This window comes from Terribacillus saccharophilus (assembly GCF_002272745.1).
GTDB classification, from domain to species: Bacteria; Bacillota; Bacilli; order Bacillales; family Amphibacillaceae; genus Terribacillus; species Terribacillus saccharophilus_B.
In genome coordinates this window covers 20,394-39,366 of the sequence record NZ_NPBD01000006.1, presented here as the reverse complement: position 1 = coordinate 39,366, position 18,973 = coordinate 20,394, and the positions used below count along the sequence as shown (strand labels likewise).

The following is an 18,973-nucleotide window of genomic DNA, read 5'->3' as shown; positions in this document are numbered from 1 at the left end:
GGGGAAAGTAATAACCATCTAGTCCTTAGGAATTTACTAGAAAGTAAATCAATAGGAGGTAAAAACAATGGTTAATACAAATACAATCGAAACATTCATCAACGAAAGTGATGCAATCGTACGAGTGAACGAGTTAATCTCTGCAGGCGTACCAGAAGAAGATATAACAGTCATTGTAGACAAGAAACCTGATACGAGCATTCTCAGAGATAAGAGAGATGTTCATTACAAAGAAGCGAATGGCTCTTTCGGAACAAAGTTCGCCTCCTTCTTTTCCAGTGAGGAACCGGAAGAGAAAGTTCTTAATAACCTTAGTCTTTCAGAAACTGATAAGGATCGTTATGCAGATGAACTGAAGGCGGGGAAGGTACTGCTGTATGCAGAAAATAAACCAGCAAACCCTACTACTGCTGCCAGTACTGCAACTGCAAGAGACCGTAGTGATCATGCGACAGAAGGTGAAAAAGGTATGACGGCAGATGGTCTGTATGCAGCCGATAAACCGAATGACGGACTTCATGCGGAGCCGAATACGAAAGATCAGAATGCGAATGAATTGAATAAGACAAGAAGATAAAGAAACATATTCAAGCTTCATCAGCACTGCTGTGCTGATGAAGCTATTTTTGTGTGCGAAAACATAAATTGGTTCCGTCCCATGCTGTACATACATTCTTCAAACGATGGTAATGAAAGCGCATACAATAAAGGTATTTACGTGCTAAGATGAATTTAGAGAAAGGAGGATTTGATGAATCTTAATGAACGTAACTCCGCTATTCTTGATGCTTTATTAAGTAATCCGAGTATCTCCAGTGCTTTAATTGAAAAGAAATTTGGCCTATCGAAAAGGCAGCTCGGCTATTCCATTCAAAAGATAAACAGCTGGCTCAAACAACTAAGCTTACCGTTAATCGAACGAACGTCACAGGGGCAATTTCTCATCGATGAAAAAGTTTTTACAGCACTGAATCATGTGAAAGAAACGGCGGAACAGAATCATTCTTCCATTTTGACAGTTCGTCAAAGAACGCATCTCCTTCTTTGTATGCTGATAAGCAAAGATTATCTTACATTGGATCATTTCTCGATTGCACTGCGTATCAGCAGAAATACAATATTGCGTGATCTGAAGATTTTGCAGAGACAGCTTGAACCATTCCAGTTGCATATACGATATGGCCGAAAGCTCGGCTATTATATTGAAGGAAACGAATTTCAGCTCAGGAAGGCCCTTATGTCTACATTAATAGAATTTCTAGAGTCGGATAACATACTTCCAGAATTGATAGATGTTTTAGAGTTGAAAGAAGATTGTTTGTATTCCTTCCATGACAGAATTGAACAGGTAGAGAAAAAGCTGTCTATCAAATTTACGGATGAAAAAATGAAAACAATGCCACTCACCTTATTCCTGATTTTGCAGCGAATTCGGAAAGGGGCGCACTTAACAAATCCACCGATAAGCTATAAAGAACTTGCTGGTACGAAAGAATATCAAGCTGCAGAGGAATTATTATTTGACCAGGAAGGACTGCCGGAAGCGGAAAAGCTTTTTATCACATTGCATTTACTGTCTGCAAATGTGGTAACGACGGATGTGAAGGAGGAAGATGCAATACCAGACCTATATCCAGCGGTTGACAGCATGCTCAGTCTTTTTGAGAAAGTTACCTGTATTCGTATGCAAGAACGGAAGCAGCTGCTCCATAAATTGATGCAGCATATCAAACCAGCTTATTACCGAATTAAATACAATCTTACTGACACTACATCGGTTCCAGGAGTATTAAACGGAGAATTTCGATCCTTGCACCAATTGGTCAAACGCTCTCTCGAACCATTGGAACTCTTTATTGAAAGTGAGGTTCCAGAAAATGAACAGATCTATATCACCTTGCTTATCGGAGGGTGGATCAGGCAGCAGGGAGAAAGTATCGGAGAAAAAGTGAAAGCAATTGTCGTATGTCCGCAAGGTGTATCTGTCTCCAAGCTGATGTTCCATGAGTTAAGCGGACTTTTCCCGGAATTTATATTTTTGGACAGTATGTCTGTCCGTGAATTCATTACTTATGACCTGGAGTATGACATTGTCTTCTCACCAGTATTACTAGAAACTTCGCGGAAGCTGTTCATTACGAAGACAGTGCTGGATACACACGAAAAAAGGCTTCTCCGAAAACAGGTCTTATCTTATATCCATGGATTTGTATCAAAAGAAGTCAGGACAAGCGATATCATTCAAATTATTAGTAATCACGCAACAGTGAAAAACAAGGAAGCTCTTGAAAAAGAACTGCAGGCATATCTCACTCAAGTCGACCAGCACGTAGTTAAAACAACATCGGAAGAGACGCAGCAGCAACAACTGTGTGACTTCTTGATAAATCAGCATTTAAAAATGGCGTATCAGATTGGATCATGGGAAGATGCTGTGCGCTCTTGTGCCAGCAGCCTGCTTGATAAAGGGAATATTGAGGCGAGATATATCGACGCAATGATTAAAAGCTGTGAGAAAGATCCATATATCGTGATAGGGCCTGGTATAGCAATTCCGCATGCTTCACCAGAAGATGGTGTCGTCCGAACCGGAATGAGCCTACTTAAAATTAAAAACGGGGTTCAGTATTTAGGGCATCGTATTCATATTTTGGTAGTCATCGCTGCGAAGGATAAAAAAGAACATATTCATGCCCTGATGCAGCTTTTGAAGCTATCTAAGTCCGAAGCCGATTTGAAAAAACTGATAGATGCTTCCGGCATACCAGATATGAGGCGGATCATTCAACAATATTCCGATGATGTAGTAAAGGAGAAGGAGTTCTATTATGGCTGAATTTTACCTGGATGAAACACTGGTATTTCTGCAAATGACTGGAACAAGGGAAGAGATGTTACGTGAGATGGCGGAAAACCTTGTAAAAGAGAATCTTGTCGAAGCAAGCTTTGTGTCAGGCATTATCGAACGTGAGAAGGAATATCCGACTGGCTTACCGACTGCTTCATCGATATCAGTTGCCATCCCGCATACGGATATCGAACATGTAAAAAAGAATGCGATCAGTATTGCGTTGCTGCAGGAGCCGGCAGCCTTCCAGGTGATGGGAGAAGCTTCCATGGTAACGCCCGTCAGTATTATATTCATGCTGGCGATGCAGCAGTCACATGCGCAACTGAGACTATTAAGAGATCTAATGAACTTCTTTCAAGATGAAACGACGCTGCAAGTACTGTATGAATCCAAAACAAAAGAGGATGTAGTCAAGCTGATAGACAGAAAGCTTAGCTTGTCCGCCAGTAAAGGAGGTGACAGATAATGGCCAAAAAACAAGTGTTGGTTGCCTGTGGTGCTGGTATTGCCACTTCCACTGTCGTAAACAGTGCAATTGAAGAGATGGCAAAGGAACATAAAATTGATGTTAACCTGATCCAAATCAAAATAGCAGAAGTCAATGCCTATGTAGACACAGCTGACTTGTTAGTTACGACAGCAATGGTAAAGACATCCTATCCTTTCCCAGTGATTAATGCACGATCATTCTTGACCGGAATCGGTTTGGAAGAGACGAAGGATCAAATCTTGGATGAATTAAAAAAATGAGATTTGAGAGTCGGTTTCAAGTTTCTTGGAATCGACCTCATTTTCTAGAAGTGGGGACTGCATGATGGATTCATTTGTAGGTTTCTTACAAGGTTTTCTGGACTTAGGTGCAACTGTTATTTTACCGGTAGCTATCTTCCTTCTTGGACTATTATTCGGTCAGAAGCCCGGCAAGGCATTCCGTTCCGGGCTTACAATCGGGGTCGCTTTTGTCGGTATATTCCTCGTCGTCGACTTGCTGACACTGAACCTAGGACCTGCTGCACAACAGATGGTTGATCGCTTGGGTGTAGATCTTAATGTAATCGATGTCGGATGGCCAGCCACGTCTTCCATAGCCTGGGCATCTGTCGTGGCTGCTTTTATCATACCGCTTGGCCTTGTTGTCAATGTCATCATGCTCGTAACGAAGACAACAAAAACCATGAACGTGGACATTTGGAATTATTGGCACTATACATTTATGGCTGCTGTTGTATATACCGTTTCTGGAAGTGTAATACAAGGGCTAATAGCAGCTGTTATTTTTCAGATTGTCTGTTTGAAAGTGGCTGATTGGACACAGCCGATGGTAGAGGATTTCTATGAGATGCCAGGCGTGACTGTTGCGACAGGAAGTACGATTTCTTATGCTCCGGGGATACTCATTGTTAAGCTGATTGAGAAGATACCGGGCTTGAATAAGATACATGCCGATCCTGAAACAATCCAAAAGAGATTCGGTATTTTCGGAGACTCGATGGTAATTGGATTATTACTAGGTGCTGCTATAGGTGCATTAGCGGGTTATGGAGTTGGAGATATTATTGAAATAGGAATGGCGATGGCAGCTGTCATGGTTCTGATGCCCCGAATGGTGAAAATTCTAATGGAAGGGCTGATGCCAGTATCGGAGTCTGCCAGAAACTGGCTTAGTAAACGATTCGGTAACAGTGAAATCAATATTGGCTTGGATGCAGCAGTCTTATTGGGGCATCCAGCAGTTATCTCGACAGCTCTGATCTTGACGCCGATTACTGTCCTGCTGGCAGTTATCCTGCCTGGAAATGCCGTTTTGCCTTTTGCGGATTTAGCCACTATACCATTCATCGTTGCTTTCATCGTTGGAGCAGCCAAGGGAAACATTATCCATTCTGTAATAACCGGAACGATCATGATTGCCTTATCTCTGTATATGGCAACAGATATAGCTCCTATTTTCACGGATATGACGACTGCTGCCAATATTGAGATGCCAGAAGGTTCGGCGATGGTATCTAGCATTGATCAGGGCGGCAACTTAGTCAACTGGATTATATGGAAGGTTTTCGCAATATTCAATTAATAAATCAGGAGGAGCTCTATATGTATGCTTTAGTGAAAAAGGAGTTGGGTTACGGCAACCTTGTTATTGAAAACAAACCAGAGCCTTATCCAGAAGATGATCAAGTGAAAATAAAGGTTACCTATGCAGGTATATGCGGATCTGATATCCACACGTATGAAGGTAGCTACCGAGTAGCTGCTCCTGTCACATTAGGACATGAATTTGCTGGAGTCGTAGTCGATGTTGGGAGGAATGTCAGTCATCTGAAGCCTGGAGATCGGGTTACTTCCGAGACGACTTTCTATATATGCGAGCAATGCAGCTATTGTCAGCAGAAGGATTTTAACTTATGCAAGTATCGAAAAGGACTTGGAACACAGCAGGATGGCGGCTTTGCAACTTATGTGATTGCAAGGGCTGAAAGCATCCACCGCATCCCGGATAATGTTGATGATCAGTCAGCAGCAATGACAGAAGCGCTCGCGTGCACATATCATGCGGTAGCTAAAACAGCGATTAGGCCGAATGACATAGCAGTCGTAATAGGACCAGGGCCTATTGGTCTTTTGACCGCACAAGTTGCTAAAAGTAAAGGTGCTACGGTAGTTATCACCGGCCTGTCATCTGATACAGTTCGTTTGGAAAAAGCAAAGGAGCTTGGGATTGACTATGTGGTCAATGTACAGAAAGAATCGCTGGAAGAGATCATTTCAGGATTGACAGATGGATATGGAGCGGATGTTATTTTCGAATGTTCGGGAGCAATTCCAGCTGCGCGCCAGGGTTTGTCACTTCTTCGAAAAAAGGGACAGTACGCTCAAGTTGGTTTGTTTGCCAAAGCAGCCATTCCGTTTGATATGGAGCAGGTTATTCAAAAGGAATTGAAAATTATTGGCAGTAGGAGCCAGAAGCCTGCTGACTGGGAACCTTCGCTGCATCTGATGGAAAGCGGTGCCGTTGATGCAGCTGCACTAGTCACCCATATTTTCGAAATAACAGAATGGGAGAAGGCTTATCAATTAATTAAATCAGGAGAAGCAATCAAAGTCCTTCTGACACCAAAGAAAGAAAGGTGAAAAACGATGGAAAAAGAAAATCTGATTAAGTTGATCGATTACACGATGCTGTCTCCAGTTGCCAGTAAAGAGGTCATAAAATCATTTTGTCTAGAAGCGATAACTCATGGATTCCGGACAGTCTTCGTAAATCCATGGTATGTCCCCTATGCTTATACAATCCTGTCACTCCATGGCATTAAAGTAGGAGCACCTATTGGCTTTTCGCTAGGCGGTGCCACTACGAGAGTTAAGTAGAGGAAACGAAGACGGCGATTGAAGATGGAGCTTCGGAGATCGATATGCTAGTGAACTTGGGAGCGGTGAAATCCAGAGAATTCAATGCTGTCTATCAGGATATCTATGCTGTGGTTAGAGCTGCCGGAGGACTGACAACGAAAGTCATCCTCGAAACCTCTTTGTTGAACCAAGCTGAGAAACGAGAAGTGACGGAAATAGTCATATCAGCAGGAGCGGATTTTGTTAAAACAGCTACCGGATTCAACGGTGGAGGTGCGACAGTAGAGGATATTGAACTTATATCCAACATTTCACAAGGTAAAATAGGCGTAAAGGCTGCGGGAGGCATAAGAACCTATGAAGATGCAGTCAAGATGATTGAGGCTGGCGCAACACGAATAGGTGCAAGCGGGGCTGTAGCAATTATCCAGAACAGAAAATCAAATGCCAACTACTAATTTGGAGGTGTAATGATGGTAGATATGATGCTTGATTTTATGCTCGGCTCTTTAAGGGAAGTAAGCGCCTTCTATTTTGCACATCAAATGATTTTCAATAGCCTAATTATAGGCGGTGTATGCCTGAAGCTGTTCACGAGGAAGAGAACGAAGCAGACATAAAAGGAAGGGACATAAATGAAGACATTGAACTTGTATGGAGTTGAAGATATAAGATATGAACAATCTCCGCGCCCAACGATCGAAGCGCAAAACGATGTAATCATAAAAATCACTGCTGCAGGTATTTGCGGTTCCGATCTGTCGCGGTATAAAAAGCTTGGACCCTATAGAGCGGGGATGACATTCGGTCATGAATTCTCAGGGGTGGTTGAGGAAACGGGAGAGGGCGTAACTAATGTTAAAAGGGGAGATAGAGTAGCAGCCTGTCCGACACATGCATGTGGAAACTGCTACTATTGCAAAGGCGGTCAGCCTTCGCAATGTGAGGAATTAATGGTCATCGGATCTAAAGTGCCGGGTGCTTTTGCAGAGTATGTGAGGTTACCAGCTGTGCATGTGATACCACTTCCTCCTGAAGTGAATGATGAGACGGCAGCACTTATTGAGCCTGCTGCTGTTGTAGCACATGGTTTCTATCGGACACAAATTAAACCTGGAGCAACTGTTGCTGTAATGGGGGCCGGAAGTATCGGGCTGCTTGCGATACAATGGGCTAGAATCTTCGGAGCGAAGACAGTCATTGCCATCGATATTGACAAAAGAAAATTAGATATTGCTTTGGAAGTTGGTGCCGATCATGTAATTGATAGTTCGACAGCTAAAGCTAATGAAGCGATATTGGCATACACAGATGGTACTGGAGTCGACCTAGCAATTGAATCAGCCGGTTCACCAGTGACATCTGCACAAGTGTTAGCACTTCCTAAAAAAGGCGGAGAGGTTGTCTATTTGGGTATTCCATACGCTGATATACGAATAGAAAGATTTTATTTTGAGAAAATCGTCAGAAATGAGCTTACAATTCACGGTTCTTGGAATGCTTTATCTACTCCGTTTCCTGGTAAAGAGTGGACAAACGCTATTCATTATATGAAAACAGGTCAAATAAATGGAGAGAAAATGATAAGTCATCACATACCTTTAAGTGAGGGTCCGGCAATTTTTAAACAGCTTACCGATAGAAGTATTGATGCTGTGAAGGTGCTGTTTCATCCGTAATATTTCCAAGAAGATGTATGAGAATACATCTTCTTTTTTGTGCAATGAGGTCTAAAAATTAAAGAACATGTTTACAGATTGTTATGCCGGGAATACAAAAACCATGAAACACTTCAAAACAATTTAGGAGGCATACAACATGTTAGCACAAAATAAAATCGAAACCTTCCAAAATGAAAATGATGTGATCGTAAGAGTAAACGAATTGAAATCTAAAGGTATCCAAGAAAACAAAGTAACAGTAATTACAGACAAGAAACCTGAATCCTCTATTCTGGCAGACAGATTGAGCGTGAATTATAAGGAAGCTAAAGGCTCCTTAGGTGATAAGGTATCTGCTTTGTTTTCCGGAGATGACCCAGAAGAAAAGGCATTAGAAGATCTTAACTTAAACCAAAAAGAAACTGACCGTTATGTAGATGAATTGAAGAGCGGTAAAATCTTGTTGTTTGTACATCCATCAGCACAGCAGAAATTACAGGCGGATACTTCAGCAACAAATAGTGATACATTACGAGCAGAGGAAAACCATGTAACACCTGGAAATAAGACGGCACAAACTGGCAACACTGCTTTTGCAGATTTGAATAAAAATAAAATAGAACAACCTAACACATCTCAAACAGAACAAATGGAACTCCATGAAGAAGTAGTGGATGTAGATACTAATTCTGTAAAATCCGGTGAAGTAAACATTGATAAACGCACGGTGACAGATCAAGAAGAATTCGATGTTCCTGTTACAAAACAGGAAGTGAATATTGAGCGCCGCCCAGTCAACAAAGTAAGTGAAAAAGGTAAAACGGCTGGAGCTTATACAGAAAAAGATGAGATCCACGTTCCAGTATTTGAAGAAAAAGTAGATGTGGATAAGAAAGATGTCATCAAAGAAGAGATTGTCGTCAATAAGAAAGATGTTACAGAGAATGTCCATGTTCGTGAAAATGTAAGACGTGAAGAAGCGGAAATAAAAGACAGCACAAAAAAGAATAACGGTCTAAAATAAGCAAAAAGCTCACCAGCTCATGCTGGTGAGTTTTTTGTGTTTATTGTTTTATTGATTCAAATCACTTAAGCCAGGGCTGTGCTCATTCGGTAATTCTGGCATTTCAGGTACCGGGAAGCCGGCAGGGGGCTGAGATACAGTAAATTCTCCACCGTTTCTGCTTGGTACGGTCCCTTTGATGATTTCGGCGATACGGGTCGGATCCAGACGGAAATTAAACTGTGTATTATGGTAGCCCATTTCTACATATTTTCGGCATTCTGGATATTTATTGATATCATAATTCGGAATTGGGAAGGTTTTGCCCCAATCGACTCCGAGTGTTTCCAATGCTTTAGCAAAAGCATTTTGATGGGCATTGTCGCGAACGATAAGGAAAGCTAGCGTTTCTCGGAAAGTAGCATTAGAACTCATTTCATAAATACGCGTCTTCTGCAAAACCCCAGTCGATTCCAGCACGACATTGTTTAGCAAATCAGCAACAAGGTTTCCGTGGCTGTAAACCCAAGAGCCATTCCATGGATTTCCTGCAGCATCGAACGGGATAGATGACTGTGCACCGATTATATAATGGTGCGGATTCACATTCGGTGTGTGTTCGATTGGTCCATCAAGCGGTGCTCCATCAGGCGCAGTGTTTCCTGCACCTCCTTCACCAGACTCGTCAAGAAGGGCATTGATGGTACTTTGAACTAACTCGACATGCGCAATTTCTTCCAGGAAAACACCGCGAAGAAGGTCGCGAAACTGCTTATCCTTCCCACGGAAGTTAGAGCCTTGGAAGAAGTATTGCATCATGGTACGCATTTCTCCGTAGTGACCGCCTAAGATTTCCTGCAGTGCTTTTGCTGCGGCTGGATCTGGCTTATCCGGCTTTATGACATTAATCAGTTCTTCTTTGTAGTAATACATAGATGAGCACCCCATTTTCCTGCAATTTGCTTTTATAATCTGTAGAACAGTACCTGTTTATGCATTTTTATTTAGGAAAATGGTATTGTTTTTTCCGTGTTTTGCTTGTACTTATAGAAAATGATTAATTAAAGATGCTATAGTAAAAAGTAATCATACATTATTTGAAGCTAGGAATGAGGAGCAGAGAAATGCTATATCAACAGGAATTACATCAGCACTATCTGGAAAATATAGATCAAATAGTAGAGAAGTGGTATGCAGCTGCTGACAAAACGAGCGGCGTATATGCGGTAACAGAACCGGAGGCTATCGCAAAGCTGAAAGCGCAGAATAGGGGATTTCATGAACAATTTTGTGAAGTTTTGAATCAGGATTCTGACGTGTCGTGTGATGCATTTGAGGATTGGATCGTTTCCATTGCTAAGGATGATCGGCATTTGGATACACCGATCGAAGCAATCATCAATGAGTTTCATCGAAATCAAACATTGTATCTTGATGTACTGCGGGACTTCTGCAGAGAAAAGAAAGTAGATGCACAGTCAGCCTTGGACTATTATCAGAAAATCACCGATTCGTTCAATCAGGTGATCGTCTGGTTCATCCGCGAAAATGCTAAACAATCTCTATTCAAATTACAGGCACAGCAGGACATGATTTTGGAACTGAGTACCCCAGTTATCTCGTTGACGCCTACTGTGGCACTTCTGCCGCTGGTTGGAGAAATAGATACAAACCGTGCTCAATATATGATGGAAAACGTACTTCATAGCTGCTCAAAGCTTGAAGTCGATCATCTGTTTATTGATATGTCAGGTGTTGTAGTCATTGATACAATGGTGGCTCATAGGATATTCTCAATCGTCGAGTCGTTAAAACTGCTCGGTGTAGAGACGATTATTTCCGGTATGCGGCCCGAAATTGCGCAAACTTCGACACAGCTAGGTATTCCATTCAGCAAGCTGAAGACAACGCATTCCTTGAAGAATGCAGTGGAAAAAATTATGCTTCAGAAAATAACTTGATTGTAATAAGAGCTTTTTTTAAGCTCTTATTTTTTATTCCTTCGACAAAAGTCGACTTTCTTCATAATTTCAGAAGAAAGTAGTACAATAACATACGTATAGTTCAAACTATCTACTATCGGAGGGGTTACATATGAGTAAAGTTGCAATCATCACAGGGGCGGGCAGCGGTTTAGGACAAGCTACAGCAGTCCGACTTGCAGAAGAAGGCGTAAATATCGCAGTAGTTGACGTTAGTGAAAAGGGAGCTAGCGAAACTGTTGAATTAGTAAAACAAGCTGGAGCGGAAGCGATTTTCATCCAGGCAGACGTATCCAAAGAAGCAGATGTTAAGAATTATGTAGATAAAACTGTTGAGCATTTCGGTTCTATCGATTATTTCTTCAATAATGCTGGGATTTCAGGCAGCGGCAAATACTTCCTTGATTCTGATGTTGCAGAAATTGAACGTATCGTTGCGATCAATTTGTTAGGCGCGCTTTATGGTGTCCGTTATGTAGCGGAAGTAATGGTGAAAAACGGAGAAGGTTCCATTGTTAATACATCCTCCAGTGCTGGCGTAATAGGGCAGGATTCTGTTGTGGCATATGCAGCTACAAAACATGCGATTGTCGGTATGACAAAAAGCTTGGTTGCTGAGTATGCGAAGGATGGTCTGCGTGTAAACGCAATTGCACCTGGTCCTACAGAAACGAAGATGGTGGCTGAGTTTTATGCAGCCAATCCGAAAATGAAAGAAAATGCAACTGGCGGTATTCCGCAGAAACGTCTTGGAACACCAGAAGAAGTAGCAGAACTTGTTACATTCCTTCTTACTTCAAAAGCACAATACATCAATGGTGAAGTTATCCGTATTGATGGCGGATTTACAAATACGAAGTAATTTCATGATAGAGAAGGCGTCTTGCTAATAGTGAGGCGTCTTTTTTAGTATAAAAAAACTCCGGAGATGCCAAGTGGCAATCCGGAGTTTTTAAGCAATTAACGGGAGTAGAACTCTACGATAAGTGCTTCGTTGATTTCAGCAGGAAGTTCAGAACGCTCTGGGTAACGAGAGTAAGTTCCTTGCAAGCTGCTTGCATCGAACGTCATGTAATCTGGTACGAAGTTGTTCGCTTCAACAGAAGTAGCAATGATATCAAGTTTAAGTGATTTCTCACGAACACCGATAACTTGACCAGGTTTTACGCGGTAAGATGGGATATCTACGCGTTTACCGTCTACAGTGATGTGGCCGTGGCCAACGATCTGACGAGCTTGTCTGCGAGTACGAGCCAAGCCTAGACGATATACAAGGTTATCAAGACGAGATTCAAGAAGAGTCATGAAGTTCTCACCATGGATACCTTTCATTTTACCAGCTTCCTCGAATGCACGACGGAATTGGCGCTCGTTCATGTTATACATGTAACGAAGTTTTTGTTTCTCTGCTTGCTGCAAGCCGTATTCGGATTGCTTTCTGCGTTGGTTTGGACCGTGTTGTCCTGGTGGGTAAGGGCGTTTGTCAAGCTCTTTACCTGTTCCGCTTAGGGAGATACCAAGACGACGGGATTTTTTCCATAATGGACCTGTATAACGTGCCATGGATAAATTCCACCTTTATTATTTTATTTGCATAAAATAAAAACAGAGTGTGCTCGGTTCACCTGTTGATTATGTTTTCATGTACCATCGCTCCGACAGCAGAGAGTTACACGATACACCTTCTGAAACAAGGAGAAACGAAGATTCGTCTCTTTATACGCCTTGCCAAGAAAGGAACAAAATCAGACAAATGGGAGTTCACATAGGCCGCCATTTATTTTACACAAAGAGTATTATAAGCTTTCCGTCTGGTTAAAGTCAAGACAATTAGGCAAAGGAGATATTATGAACACAATTGTAAGTAAAAAGAACTAGGATATCAATTGAGAATTGAGTCTATTATCTTATATAATAGAATAAAACTACCAAAATGTAGGTGAGATGCAGATGGAGCGGCTAACGGACAGCAATCTTGAGCAAGCAAAGCTTTATTTCTATCAGCTCCTTGTATCGAGAGAAAGCTATAGTTACAGAGAGATACTTGCACTTATGACCGAAAATATGAAGAATCTACTGCAGGCAGATAGTGTGGCGCTATACATATATGATGAATGGCAGCAGCGATTAGAGCGTATAAGCTATGCAGGGATGAGACAGAGCGGATTCCGTCTGTCTATCGATTATATTCACCAAGATGTTTGTATGCCCGATATGTTAAGGGAATTTCCGCATGTATTGGATAGAGTCTTACCTTTACAGCGTCAGAATGAAAGTGTAATCGGATTCCTTTATATAGGAGGAGGCGGAGAGATGATTCCTGATTGCAGGGAACTGGCCTGGGAAATCGGGAATTGTGTTACCCACCTTATTCTCACCCACCAAGTGAAAGAAGATGAGCAGCACACTGCCCAGTTATATGAAGCAGCGACAAATCTGCATGCTTCTATCGATATGCATGATGTTCTCAGAGTGTTGATTACCACTTTGCAACGGACTTATCCGCAATTCGCTTATGCACTTTTGCTCGCACAAGACTATCACGGAGATACGGATTTGCCAATCAAAAACTTAGTTTATGATTATTCTGTCCATGAAGCTAGTACGCGGGCATATATGACAGGTGAAGTACAAGTAGAAGAAAGTGCAAAGGGACAAGTAATCAATCGCTATGTGCCGCTGAACGGCAAGCAAGGCATTTATGGTGTATTACATGTCTCAATTCCGTCCGCCATGAAATACACGAAAGCGGATCATAGTTTTATTACAAAACTAGCCGATTCCGCAGGAAATGCACTTGAGAATGCCCGACTGTATCAGCACTCCAAGAAACTAATCAGTGATCTGCAGCTAATTAATGAGACATCGAAGAAAATGAATGCCAACCTGCGTCTGTCAGATACAATCACCTTGATGCATCAGCAAATCCGAGATACGTTCGGCGGGGAAGAAATTGGATTCATCCTATACAGAGGAGATCAAGACGGAGGTGACATACTGAACGGCAGTACAGGTTTTTTCTTTGAACAGAATTCCCATATCTTCTTAGAATGGATTGCGCGGCATTGCCGAGATGCACACGGAGAGGCAATGTTTATCAGCAACTTCCAGGAAAGATATCCGGATGTACCGCTTCCTTATCGGTCTTTACTGGTGATTCCGATGGTAAGGTCGGAACAGCTGCAAGGTGTTGTGCTAGTGCTGCATCGCAATCCCAGCTTTTTTACTTTTGAATCATTCCGGCTTATCGAATCGCTTGTACAGCATTCGTCGTTGTCGATCGTTAATTCCATGCTTCGTGAGAGACTTGAAAATTTGGTGATCACAGATTACCTTACGAATCTATTTTCAAGAAGTTATCTGGATGAAAAGATGCGTGAGCACATACAGGAAGATGTACAAGGCGGATTCATTCTGATTGATGTGGATGACTTTAAAAAGGTGAATGATACGTATGGGCATAATACAGGTGATTATCTTTTGATCCAAGTGGCCAATCTTATTAAAGAGTTGCTTGGCCCGTCAGATGTAGCAGCCAGATGGGGCGGAGAAGAGCTGGCAATTTACCTGCCGCATGCGTCCTTTGATCAGACAATAAAGAAAGCAGAAAGAATTGTTCAAAGTATTGCGGGCTCGACTCGTCCTGCAGTTACAGTTTCATGCGGGGTATCCACATGGACAGCCGCAGACCGTCCGGCCGTGCATAATCTGTTCTCCAGAGCAGACCGTAAGCTCTATGATGCCAAACGACTTGGGAAAAACAGATATTGTATCTAAAAAAAACAGCTTCCATTAGCGGAAGCTGTTTTTTTATTTAGTCAAATGCTTGACGAGAACCTCGATGAATTTTTCTAAGTACTTCTGATCTGTTTCATCGAATCGATTTTTGGACGGACTATCGATATCAAGCACACCGTAGGATTTACCGTTAACGACAATAGGAACAACAATTTCAGACTGACTTGCTGCGTCACATGCGATGTGTCCAGGGAATTGATGTACATCGGCTACTAGCTGTGTTTTATTTTCTGCTACAGCAGTTCCGCATACACCTTTGCCAATTTTGATACGCACACACGCTGGAAGGCCTTGGAATGGACCGAGAATCAATTCTTCCTCTTTATGAAGATAAAAACCGACCCAGTTCACATCATCCAAGAACTGATTCAAAAGAGCAGAAGCATTTGCCAGATGAGAGATTTCGTCTTCTTCGCCAGTTAGCAATGCATCTAGCTGTTTAACAAGCAATTCATAGTCCTTTTCACGGGAACCACTATAAGCTTTTGTTTCGAACATATTATTTCCCCCATATAATGGATTTCTGTAATTCGACAGAAGGCGCGAGATTTGGCGAGCGAAATATGCAGGGATGCATCTTTCGCTGTCGTATACAACAGATAAAGGAGCTGAGAAGATTGAAAAAAAATGACACGAAACAGAAAGTGATGGACGCCGCTTGTCAATTGTTCTACACAAAAGGCTACCATGGGACATCCGTCCGCGATATTGCGGGAAAAGCTTCGGTCAATGTCTCCTTGATTAACTATTATTATAAGAGCAAGCAAGGACTTCTGGAAGCATCCGTCGTGCTGTATTACGAGGAATATCTTGCTGTTCTGGAGAAAACAGCCCAAAAACGCGGGCAGGACTCTTCCAGTACCTATCTGAAACAATTAATTGAAGCAATTATACATTATAAACTCTCGCGGAATCAATTCACGGCTTTCATCCAAAGGGAGCTTATGCTGGATTCCGTCTTTGTCAGGGAAATGGCAGTGACGTATTTGGCGAAGGAGAATCATACGCTGAAACAAGCCTTTCGTGATTACCTGGAGTCGAATGGAATACGAGAACGAGAAGGAGTCTATCTTTACATGCAGCTTTCCGGAATGCTGTCTGCACCATTTACGATGAACAAAGAGATGAAAGGGATGCTGCTGACAGAGGAGTCACGTCGCTATTTTTGCAGCATGTATACATCAAGTATCCACCATTGGATCGATACGTTGACAACGGTTTCCTCTGCTGCATTACGTGCAGTATCAGCCAATTGATGCATCACCTCGGGAAAAACATGGAAAATAACAGAGAAATTTGAAAAAATTTAGCCATATTTGCGGTTTACATGGTATCATATTAGTATTAAAAATAGATAACGATTATTAGGGTATTACTCCTTTTTCCCGAGTATTGGTTAGGAGGCTGGACATTGCCGTACATCATCGGAGGTATTATTTTAATCATTGCCCTGATCATCTTGGGCTTGATTATGAGAAAGCGAGTTTATGATGAAGTGGACCGGCTTGAGAGCTGGAAAATGGATATATCGAACCGCAACGTATCAGAAGAATTAGCGAAAGTGAAAGCGTTGAACCTGTCTGGAGAAACACAGGAAAAATTTGAATCGTGGAAGGAACGCTGGGATCATATCGTAACCAAAGAGCTTCCAGATACAGAAGAGGCTCTTTTTGATGCGGAGGAAGGTGCTGACCGCTATCGTTTCAACAAAGCGAAGCAGCATCTGCAGCGAGTAGAAGCGACACTATCCCAAGTGGAGGATAAGATTGAAGCTATGTTCCGTGAGCTGGATGAGCTGCTTGCATCAGAAGAAGAAGCGCGAAAGCAGGCGGAGGCTTTACAGCCTGCACTTCAGACGCTGAAGCGTACGATTTCGCAGCATCGCCATCAATACGGAAAAGCAGATGTGCGTTTTGAGACAGCGATTGCTGAGCAAATCACACAGCTGGCTACCTATCATTCACTCATTGAATCTGGCAACTACTTCGAAGCCAACCAACTCATTACAGACGTGAAGATGAAAACAGAGTCACTGGAAGCAGAGATTGAGGCATTCCCTCAAGCTTACAAACAGGTGAAGCAAGATCTTCCGTCACAAGTTACTGATCTGCTTGGCGGCATCCGAGAGATGAAACAGGATGGCTACCGGATTCATCATCTTGGTTTCGAAGACGAGCTGAAGGCTGAGAAGGAACGATTGGATCTTCTTATCAAACAGCTGGAAGCAGGCGATACAGAAGAGACGAATTTAGTTATCCCTGCTTTGGAGAGCCGTATAAAAGAAATGTATCAGCTTCTTGAGAATGAGGCTGTTGCAAAGAATTATGTGGATTCCAAATTCGAGCAATACGTTCATGCTGTCGAGAAGAAAACAGAGGTCTATATCAAGACGAAAGAAGAAGTTGATCTGCTTCGGGAGTCTTATTTCTTTACTGATAATGATGTCGAATTCCATCTGAAGCTTGAGACAAAGATCTCCAGACTTATCAAACAGCTTGAAACGCTGCAGCAAGAGATCGATGATGAGCTTGTATCACATGCAAAACTGAAGGAAGAGCTGGAAGCGGGCTTCCGTGAACTGAGTGCCATAGAAGAAGAACACGAGGCAATCCGTGAAAAGATCAAGACATTGCGTAAAGATGAATTAGAAGCAAAAGAGAAAATTGCTGACATGCGGCAAAAGCTATACGATGTAAATCGTAAACTGCAAAAGAGTAATATCCCAGGTGTACAGCAGGAAGTTTGGCAGATGGTAGAAGAGAGCCAGGAGAAAACTTCCCGCACAATGGAGGTGCTCGAAGCACATCCGCTAGATATGGCTGAGGTGCGCACACATCTGCAGCAAGCAGAGGAAGTCACCAATGCAACCATTGAACAAATTGAGCATTTACTGGAACAAGCTTATTTGGCAGAAGTAGTGATTCAGTATTCCAACCGTTACCGCAGCCAATATCCGTTGCTTGCAGCCGAAATGGCTGAATCAGAGAAGCTGTTCCGTGAATATCAATATGAACAAGCCTTGGAGCGGGCTGCTCGTGCATTACAAGATATAGAACCGAAAGCGCTGGAACGCCTGGAAAAACATATCAAGGTTCCCAGCTGATAAATAAAGCAATCCCTTGCCACACGCGAGGGATTGCTTTATTTTAGTAAAAGACAGTTTGAACAGTGGGGGACGGATACATGATTTACTTTGATAATAGTGCAACAACGAAGCCGCACCCAGATGTGCTTACCAGTTACACGGAGGCAGCACAAACGTATTTTGCTAATCCTTCTTCTTTGCATCGATTGGGCGGCAGTGCAGAACAGCTGTTGACTGCATGCCGGAAACAGGCGGCACAGCTTTTACATGTCGGGGAAAATGAGATTCTTTTCACATCCGGCGGAACAGAAGGAAATAATCTAGCAATAAAAGGAACGGCATTACAGAAAAAACGTTTAGGGAATCATATTATCACGACGACCGTAGAACATCCTTCTGTCTTGGAGACTTGTGCGGAATTAGAGAACCAGGGCTTTATGGTGACATATGTTGATGTGGATAAGTACGGCTATGTGACGGCTGAAAAGATAAAAGCAGCCATAACAGATCAAACCATTCTTGTAAGTGTGATGCATGTGAATAATGAACTTGGTACCATCCAACCAATTAAGACGATTGGTCAGATGCTGACCGAATTTCCTCATATTACGTTTCATGTCGACCATGTCCAAGGAGCCGGGAAAGTGGCACTCGATATCAAGAAGAGTAATATTCATCTTTGTACGCTTTCAGCTCATAAATTTCATGGGATGAAAGGCAGCGGTATTCTGTATAAAGCTGCTGATACGCGTATAGTCCCACAGCTGTCCGGTGGAGGACAGGAACAGGCGCTTCGTTCCGGAACAGAAAATGTACCTGGAATAACAGCTATGGTCAAAGCGTTGCGTTTGGCAATGGAAGAGCTTCAGGTTCATCCTGCTAAGCTTTTTGAACTGAGAGAGAGACTTTGGGCAGGCCTTGGGAAAATGGATGATGTGGTACTTCATTCTCCGCCTGCGGGTGCTCCGCATATCGTGAACTTTTCCGTACCAGGATTGAAGCCTGAGGTGTTGGTGCATGCTCTTGGAGAAAAAGATATTTATGTATCGACCAAATCAGCTTGCTCTTCCAAAAACAGTGATGCAAGTGCCGTTCTGCTTGCTTGCGGGGTGCCGGATACACAGGCAGAATCCGCTATCCGAGTGAGTTTTTCTTATGATAATACACAGCAAGAAGTCGACTACTTCCTGCAGATTCTGGAAAAGACATTAACACATTTAAAGAAAGTGATGAGGTAAGCAT

Annotated in this window: 19 protein-coding genes; 16 read left to right on the top strand and 3 right to left on the bottom strand. The window is 42.5% G+C overall.

The features are described 5' to 3' along the window. Positions 1–67 precede the first annotated feature (67 nt). From CHH58_RS07180 to CHH58_RS07140, 10 genes are all read left to right on the top strand, one after another. Positions 68–577, top strand: a complete 510-nt coding sequence (locus tag CHH58_RS07180; RefSeq protein ID WP_095234741.1) for a general stress protein — start codon at positions 68–70, stop codon at positions 575–577. A 174-nt stretch (positions 578–751) separates the two neighbouring features. After that, complete coding sequence (locus tag CHH58_RS07175) at positions 752–2,836, top strand: BglG family transcription antiterminator (protein WP_095226575.1); 2,085 nt, start codon at positions 752–754, stop codon at positions 2,834–2,836. Next, positions 2,829–3,317, top strand: coding sequence for a PTS sugar transporter subunit IIA (locus tag CHH58_RS07170; protein ID WP_095226576.1), 489 nt, complete (start codon positions 2,829–2,831; stop codon positions 3,315–3,317). The genes CHH58_RS07175 and CHH58_RS07170 overlap by 8 nt, the downstream gene beginning before the upstream one ends. Continuing rightward, positions 3,317–3,601, top strand: a complete 285-nt coding sequence (locus tag CHH58_RS07165) for a PTS sugar transporter subunit IIB (protein WP_095226577.1) — start codon at positions 3,317–3,319, stop codon at positions 3,599–3,601. The genes CHH58_RS07170 and CHH58_RS07165 overlap by 1 nt, the downstream gene beginning before the upstream one ends. 64 nt (positions 3,602–3,665) lie before the next feature. Beyond that, complete coding sequence (locus tag CHH58_RS07160; RefSeq protein ID WP_095226578.1) at positions 3,666–4,925, top strand: galactitol-specific PTS transporter subunit IIC; 1,260 nt, start codon at positions 3,666–3,668, stop codon at positions 4,923–4,925. 20 nt (positions 4,926–4,945) lie between these two features. Next, on the top strand, positions 4,946–5,983 hold the full coding sequence (locus CHH58_RS07155) for a zinc-binding dehydrogenase (protein ID WP_095233756.1): 1,038 nt from the start codon (positions 4,946–4,948) through the stop codon (positions 5,981–5,983). 6 nt (positions 5,984–5,989) lie between these two features. After that, a complete protein-coding gene (locus CHH58_RS18835; RefSeq protein WP_346426081.1) occupies positions 5,990–6,220 on the top strand; it encodes a hypothetical protein in 231 nt (76 codons plus the stop codon). Between the two features lie 44 nt (positions 6,221–6,264). Continuing rightward, a complete protein-coding gene (gene deoC, locus CHH58_RS18830) occupies positions 6,265–6,660 on the top strand; it encodes a deoxyribose-phosphate aldolase (RefSeq protein ID WP_346426080.1) in 396 nt (131 codons plus the stop codon). Between the two features lie 177 nt (positions 6,661–6,837). Continuing rightward, complete coding sequence (locus CHH58_RS07145) at positions 6,838–7,881, top strand: galactitol-1-phosphate 5-dehydrogenase (protein ID WP_095226581.1); 1,044 nt, start codon at positions 6,838–6,840, stop codon at positions 7,879–7,881. Positions 7,882–8,020: 139 nt separating this feature from the next. Further along, positions 8,021–8,887, top strand: coding sequence for a DUF2382 domain-containing protein (locus tag CHH58_RS07140; protein WP_095262257.1), 867 nt, complete (start codon positions 8,021–8,023; stop codon positions 8,885–8,887). Between the two features lie 48 nt (positions 8,888–8,935). Here CHH58_RS07140 and CHH58_RS07135 read toward each other — a convergent pair whose 3' ends face one another. Continuing rightward, entirely contained in the window at positions 8,936–9,799 is an 864-nt protein-coding gene (locus CHH58_RS07135; RefSeq protein WP_095226583.1) for a manganese catalase family protein, read from the bottom strand. A 191-nt stretch (positions 9,800–9,990) separates the two neighbouring features. Between CHH58_RS07135 and CHH58_RS18750 the strand changes: the two genes are divergently transcribed. Both CHH58_RS18750 and CHH58_RS07125 read left to right on the top strand, forming a co-directional pair. Then, entirely contained in the window at positions 9,991–10,827 is an 837-nt protein-coding gene (locus CHH58_RS18750) for an STAS domain-containing protein (protein ID WP_283162801.1), read from the top strand. 133 nt (positions 10,828–10,960) lie between these two features. Then, complete coding sequence (locus CHH58_RS07125; protein WP_095226585.1) at positions 10,961–11,710, top strand: SDR family NAD(P)-dependent oxidoreductase; 750 nt, start codon at positions 10,961–10,963, stop codon at positions 11,708–11,710. Between the two features lie 98 nt (positions 11,711–11,808). On the opposite strand, the gene rpsD is transcribed toward CHH58_RS07125, so the two are convergent. Beyond that, positions 11,809–12,411, bottom strand: coding sequence for a 30S ribosomal protein S4 (rpsD, locus tag CHH58_RS07120; RefSeq protein WP_038562254.1), 603 nt, complete (start codon positions 12,409–12,411; stop codon positions 11,809–11,811). Between the two features lie 387 nt (positions 12,412–12,798). Between rpsD and CHH58_RS07115 the strand changes: the two genes are divergently transcribed. Continuing rightward, entirely contained in the window at positions 12,799–14,625 is a 1,827-nt protein-coding gene (locus CHH58_RS07115; protein WP_170937551.1) for a GGDEF domain-containing protein, read from the top strand. Between the two features lie 33 nt (positions 14,626–14,658). On the opposite strand, the gene CHH58_RS07110 is transcribed toward CHH58_RS07115, so the two are convergent. Next, positions 14,659–15,144 (bottom strand): GAF domain-containing protein, encoded by a 486-nt coding sequence (locus CHH58_RS07110; RefSeq protein ID WP_095226587.1) that lies wholly within the window; start codon positions 15,142–15,144, stop codon positions 14,659–14,661. Positions 15,145–15,263: 119 nt separating this feature from the next. Between CHH58_RS07110 and refZ the strand changes: the two genes are divergently transcribed. The 3 genes from refZ (at position 15,264) to CHH58_RS07095 (ending at position 18,969) form a co-directional block, all read left to right on the top strand. Next, the gene (refZ, locus tag CHH58_RS07105) at positions 15,264–15,902 is read left to right on the top strand and encodes a forespore capture DNA-binding protein RefZ (protein ID WP_095226588.1); all 639 of its coding nucleotides are present in this window, start codon (positions 15,264–15,266) and stop codon (positions 15,900–15,902) included. A 155-nt stretch (positions 15,903–16,057) separates the two neighbouring features. Then, complete coding sequence (gene ezrA / locus CHH58_RS07100) at positions 16,058–17,749, top strand: septation ring formation regulator EzrA (protein ID WP_095226589.1); 1,692 nt, start codon at positions 16,058–16,060, stop codon at positions 17,747–17,749. Positions 17,750–17,829: 80 nt separating this feature from the next. Continuing rightward, a complete protein-coding gene (locus CHH58_RS07095) occupies positions 17,830–18,969 on the top strand; it encodes a cysteine desulfurase family protein (RefSeq protein ID WP_095262255.1) in 1,140 nt (379 codons plus the stop codon). Positions 18,970–18,973 lie beyond the last annotated feature (4 nt).

Coding starts and splice junctions, on each gene's coding strand:
- CHH58_RS07135 (WP_095226583.1), bottom strand. CDS start 9,799: ATGTATTACTACAAAGAAGAACTGATTAATGTCATAAAGCCGGATAAG.
- CHH58_RS07180 (WP_095234741.1), top strand. CDS start 68: ATGGTTAATACAAATACAATCGAAACATTCATCAACGAAAGTGATGCA.
- CHH58_RS07115 (WP_170937551.1), top strand. CDS start 12,799: ATGGAGCGGCTAACGGACAGCAATCTTGAGCAAGCAAAGCTTTATTTC.
- CHH58_RS07095 (WP_095262255.1), top strand. CDS start 17,830: ATGATTTACTTTGATAATAGTGCAACAACGAAGCCGCACCCAGATGTG.
- deoC (WP_346426080.1), top strand. CDS start 6,265: ATGCTAGTGAACTTGGGAGCGGTGAAATCCAGAGAATTCAATGCTGTC.
- CHH58_RS07175 (WP_095226575.1), top strand. CDS start 752: ATGAATCTTAATGAACGTAACTCCGCTATTCTTGATGCTTTATTAAGT.
- rpsD (WP_038562254.1), bottom strand. CDS start 12,411: ATGGCACGTTATACAGGTCCATTATGGAAAAAATCCCGTCGTCTTGGT.
- CHH58_RS07155 (WP_095233756.1), top strand. CDS start 4,946: ATGTATGCTTTAGTGAAAAAGGAGTTGGGTTACGGCAACCTTGTTATT.
- CHH58_RS18835 (WP_346426081.1), top strand. CDS start 5,990: ATGGAAAAAGAAAATCTGATTAAGTTGATCGATTACACGATGCTGTCT.
- CHH58_RS07160 (WP_095226578.1), top strand. CDS start 3,666: ATGGATTCATTTGTAGGTTTCTTACAAGGTTTTCTGGACTTAGGTGCA.
- CHH58_RS07125 (WP_095226585.1), top strand. CDS start 10,961: ATGAGTAAAGTTGCAATCATCACAGGGGCGGGCAGCGGTTTAGGACAA.
- CHH58_RS07140 (WP_095262257.1), top strand. CDS start 8,021: ATGTTAGCACAAAATAAAATCGAAACCTTCCAAAATGAAAATGATGTG.
- CHH58_RS18750 (WP_283162801.1), top strand. CDS start 9,991: ATGCTATATCAACAGGAATTACATCAGCACTATCTGGAAAATATAGAT.
- CHH58_RS07170 (WP_095226576.1), top strand. CDS start 2,829: ATGGCTGAATTTTACCTGGATGAAACACTGGTATTTCTGCAAATGACT.
- CHH58_RS07165 (WP_095226577.1), top strand. CDS start 3,317: ATGGCCAAAAAACAAGTGTTGGTTGCCTGTGGTGCTGGTATTGCCACT.
- CHH58_RS07110 (WP_095226587.1), bottom strand. CDS start 15,144: ATGTTCGAAACAAAAGCTTATAGTGGTTCCCGTGAAAAGGACTATGAA.
- CHH58_RS07145 (WP_095226581.1), top strand. CDS start 6,838: ATGAAGACATTGAACTTGTATGGAGTTGAAGATATAAGATATGAACAA.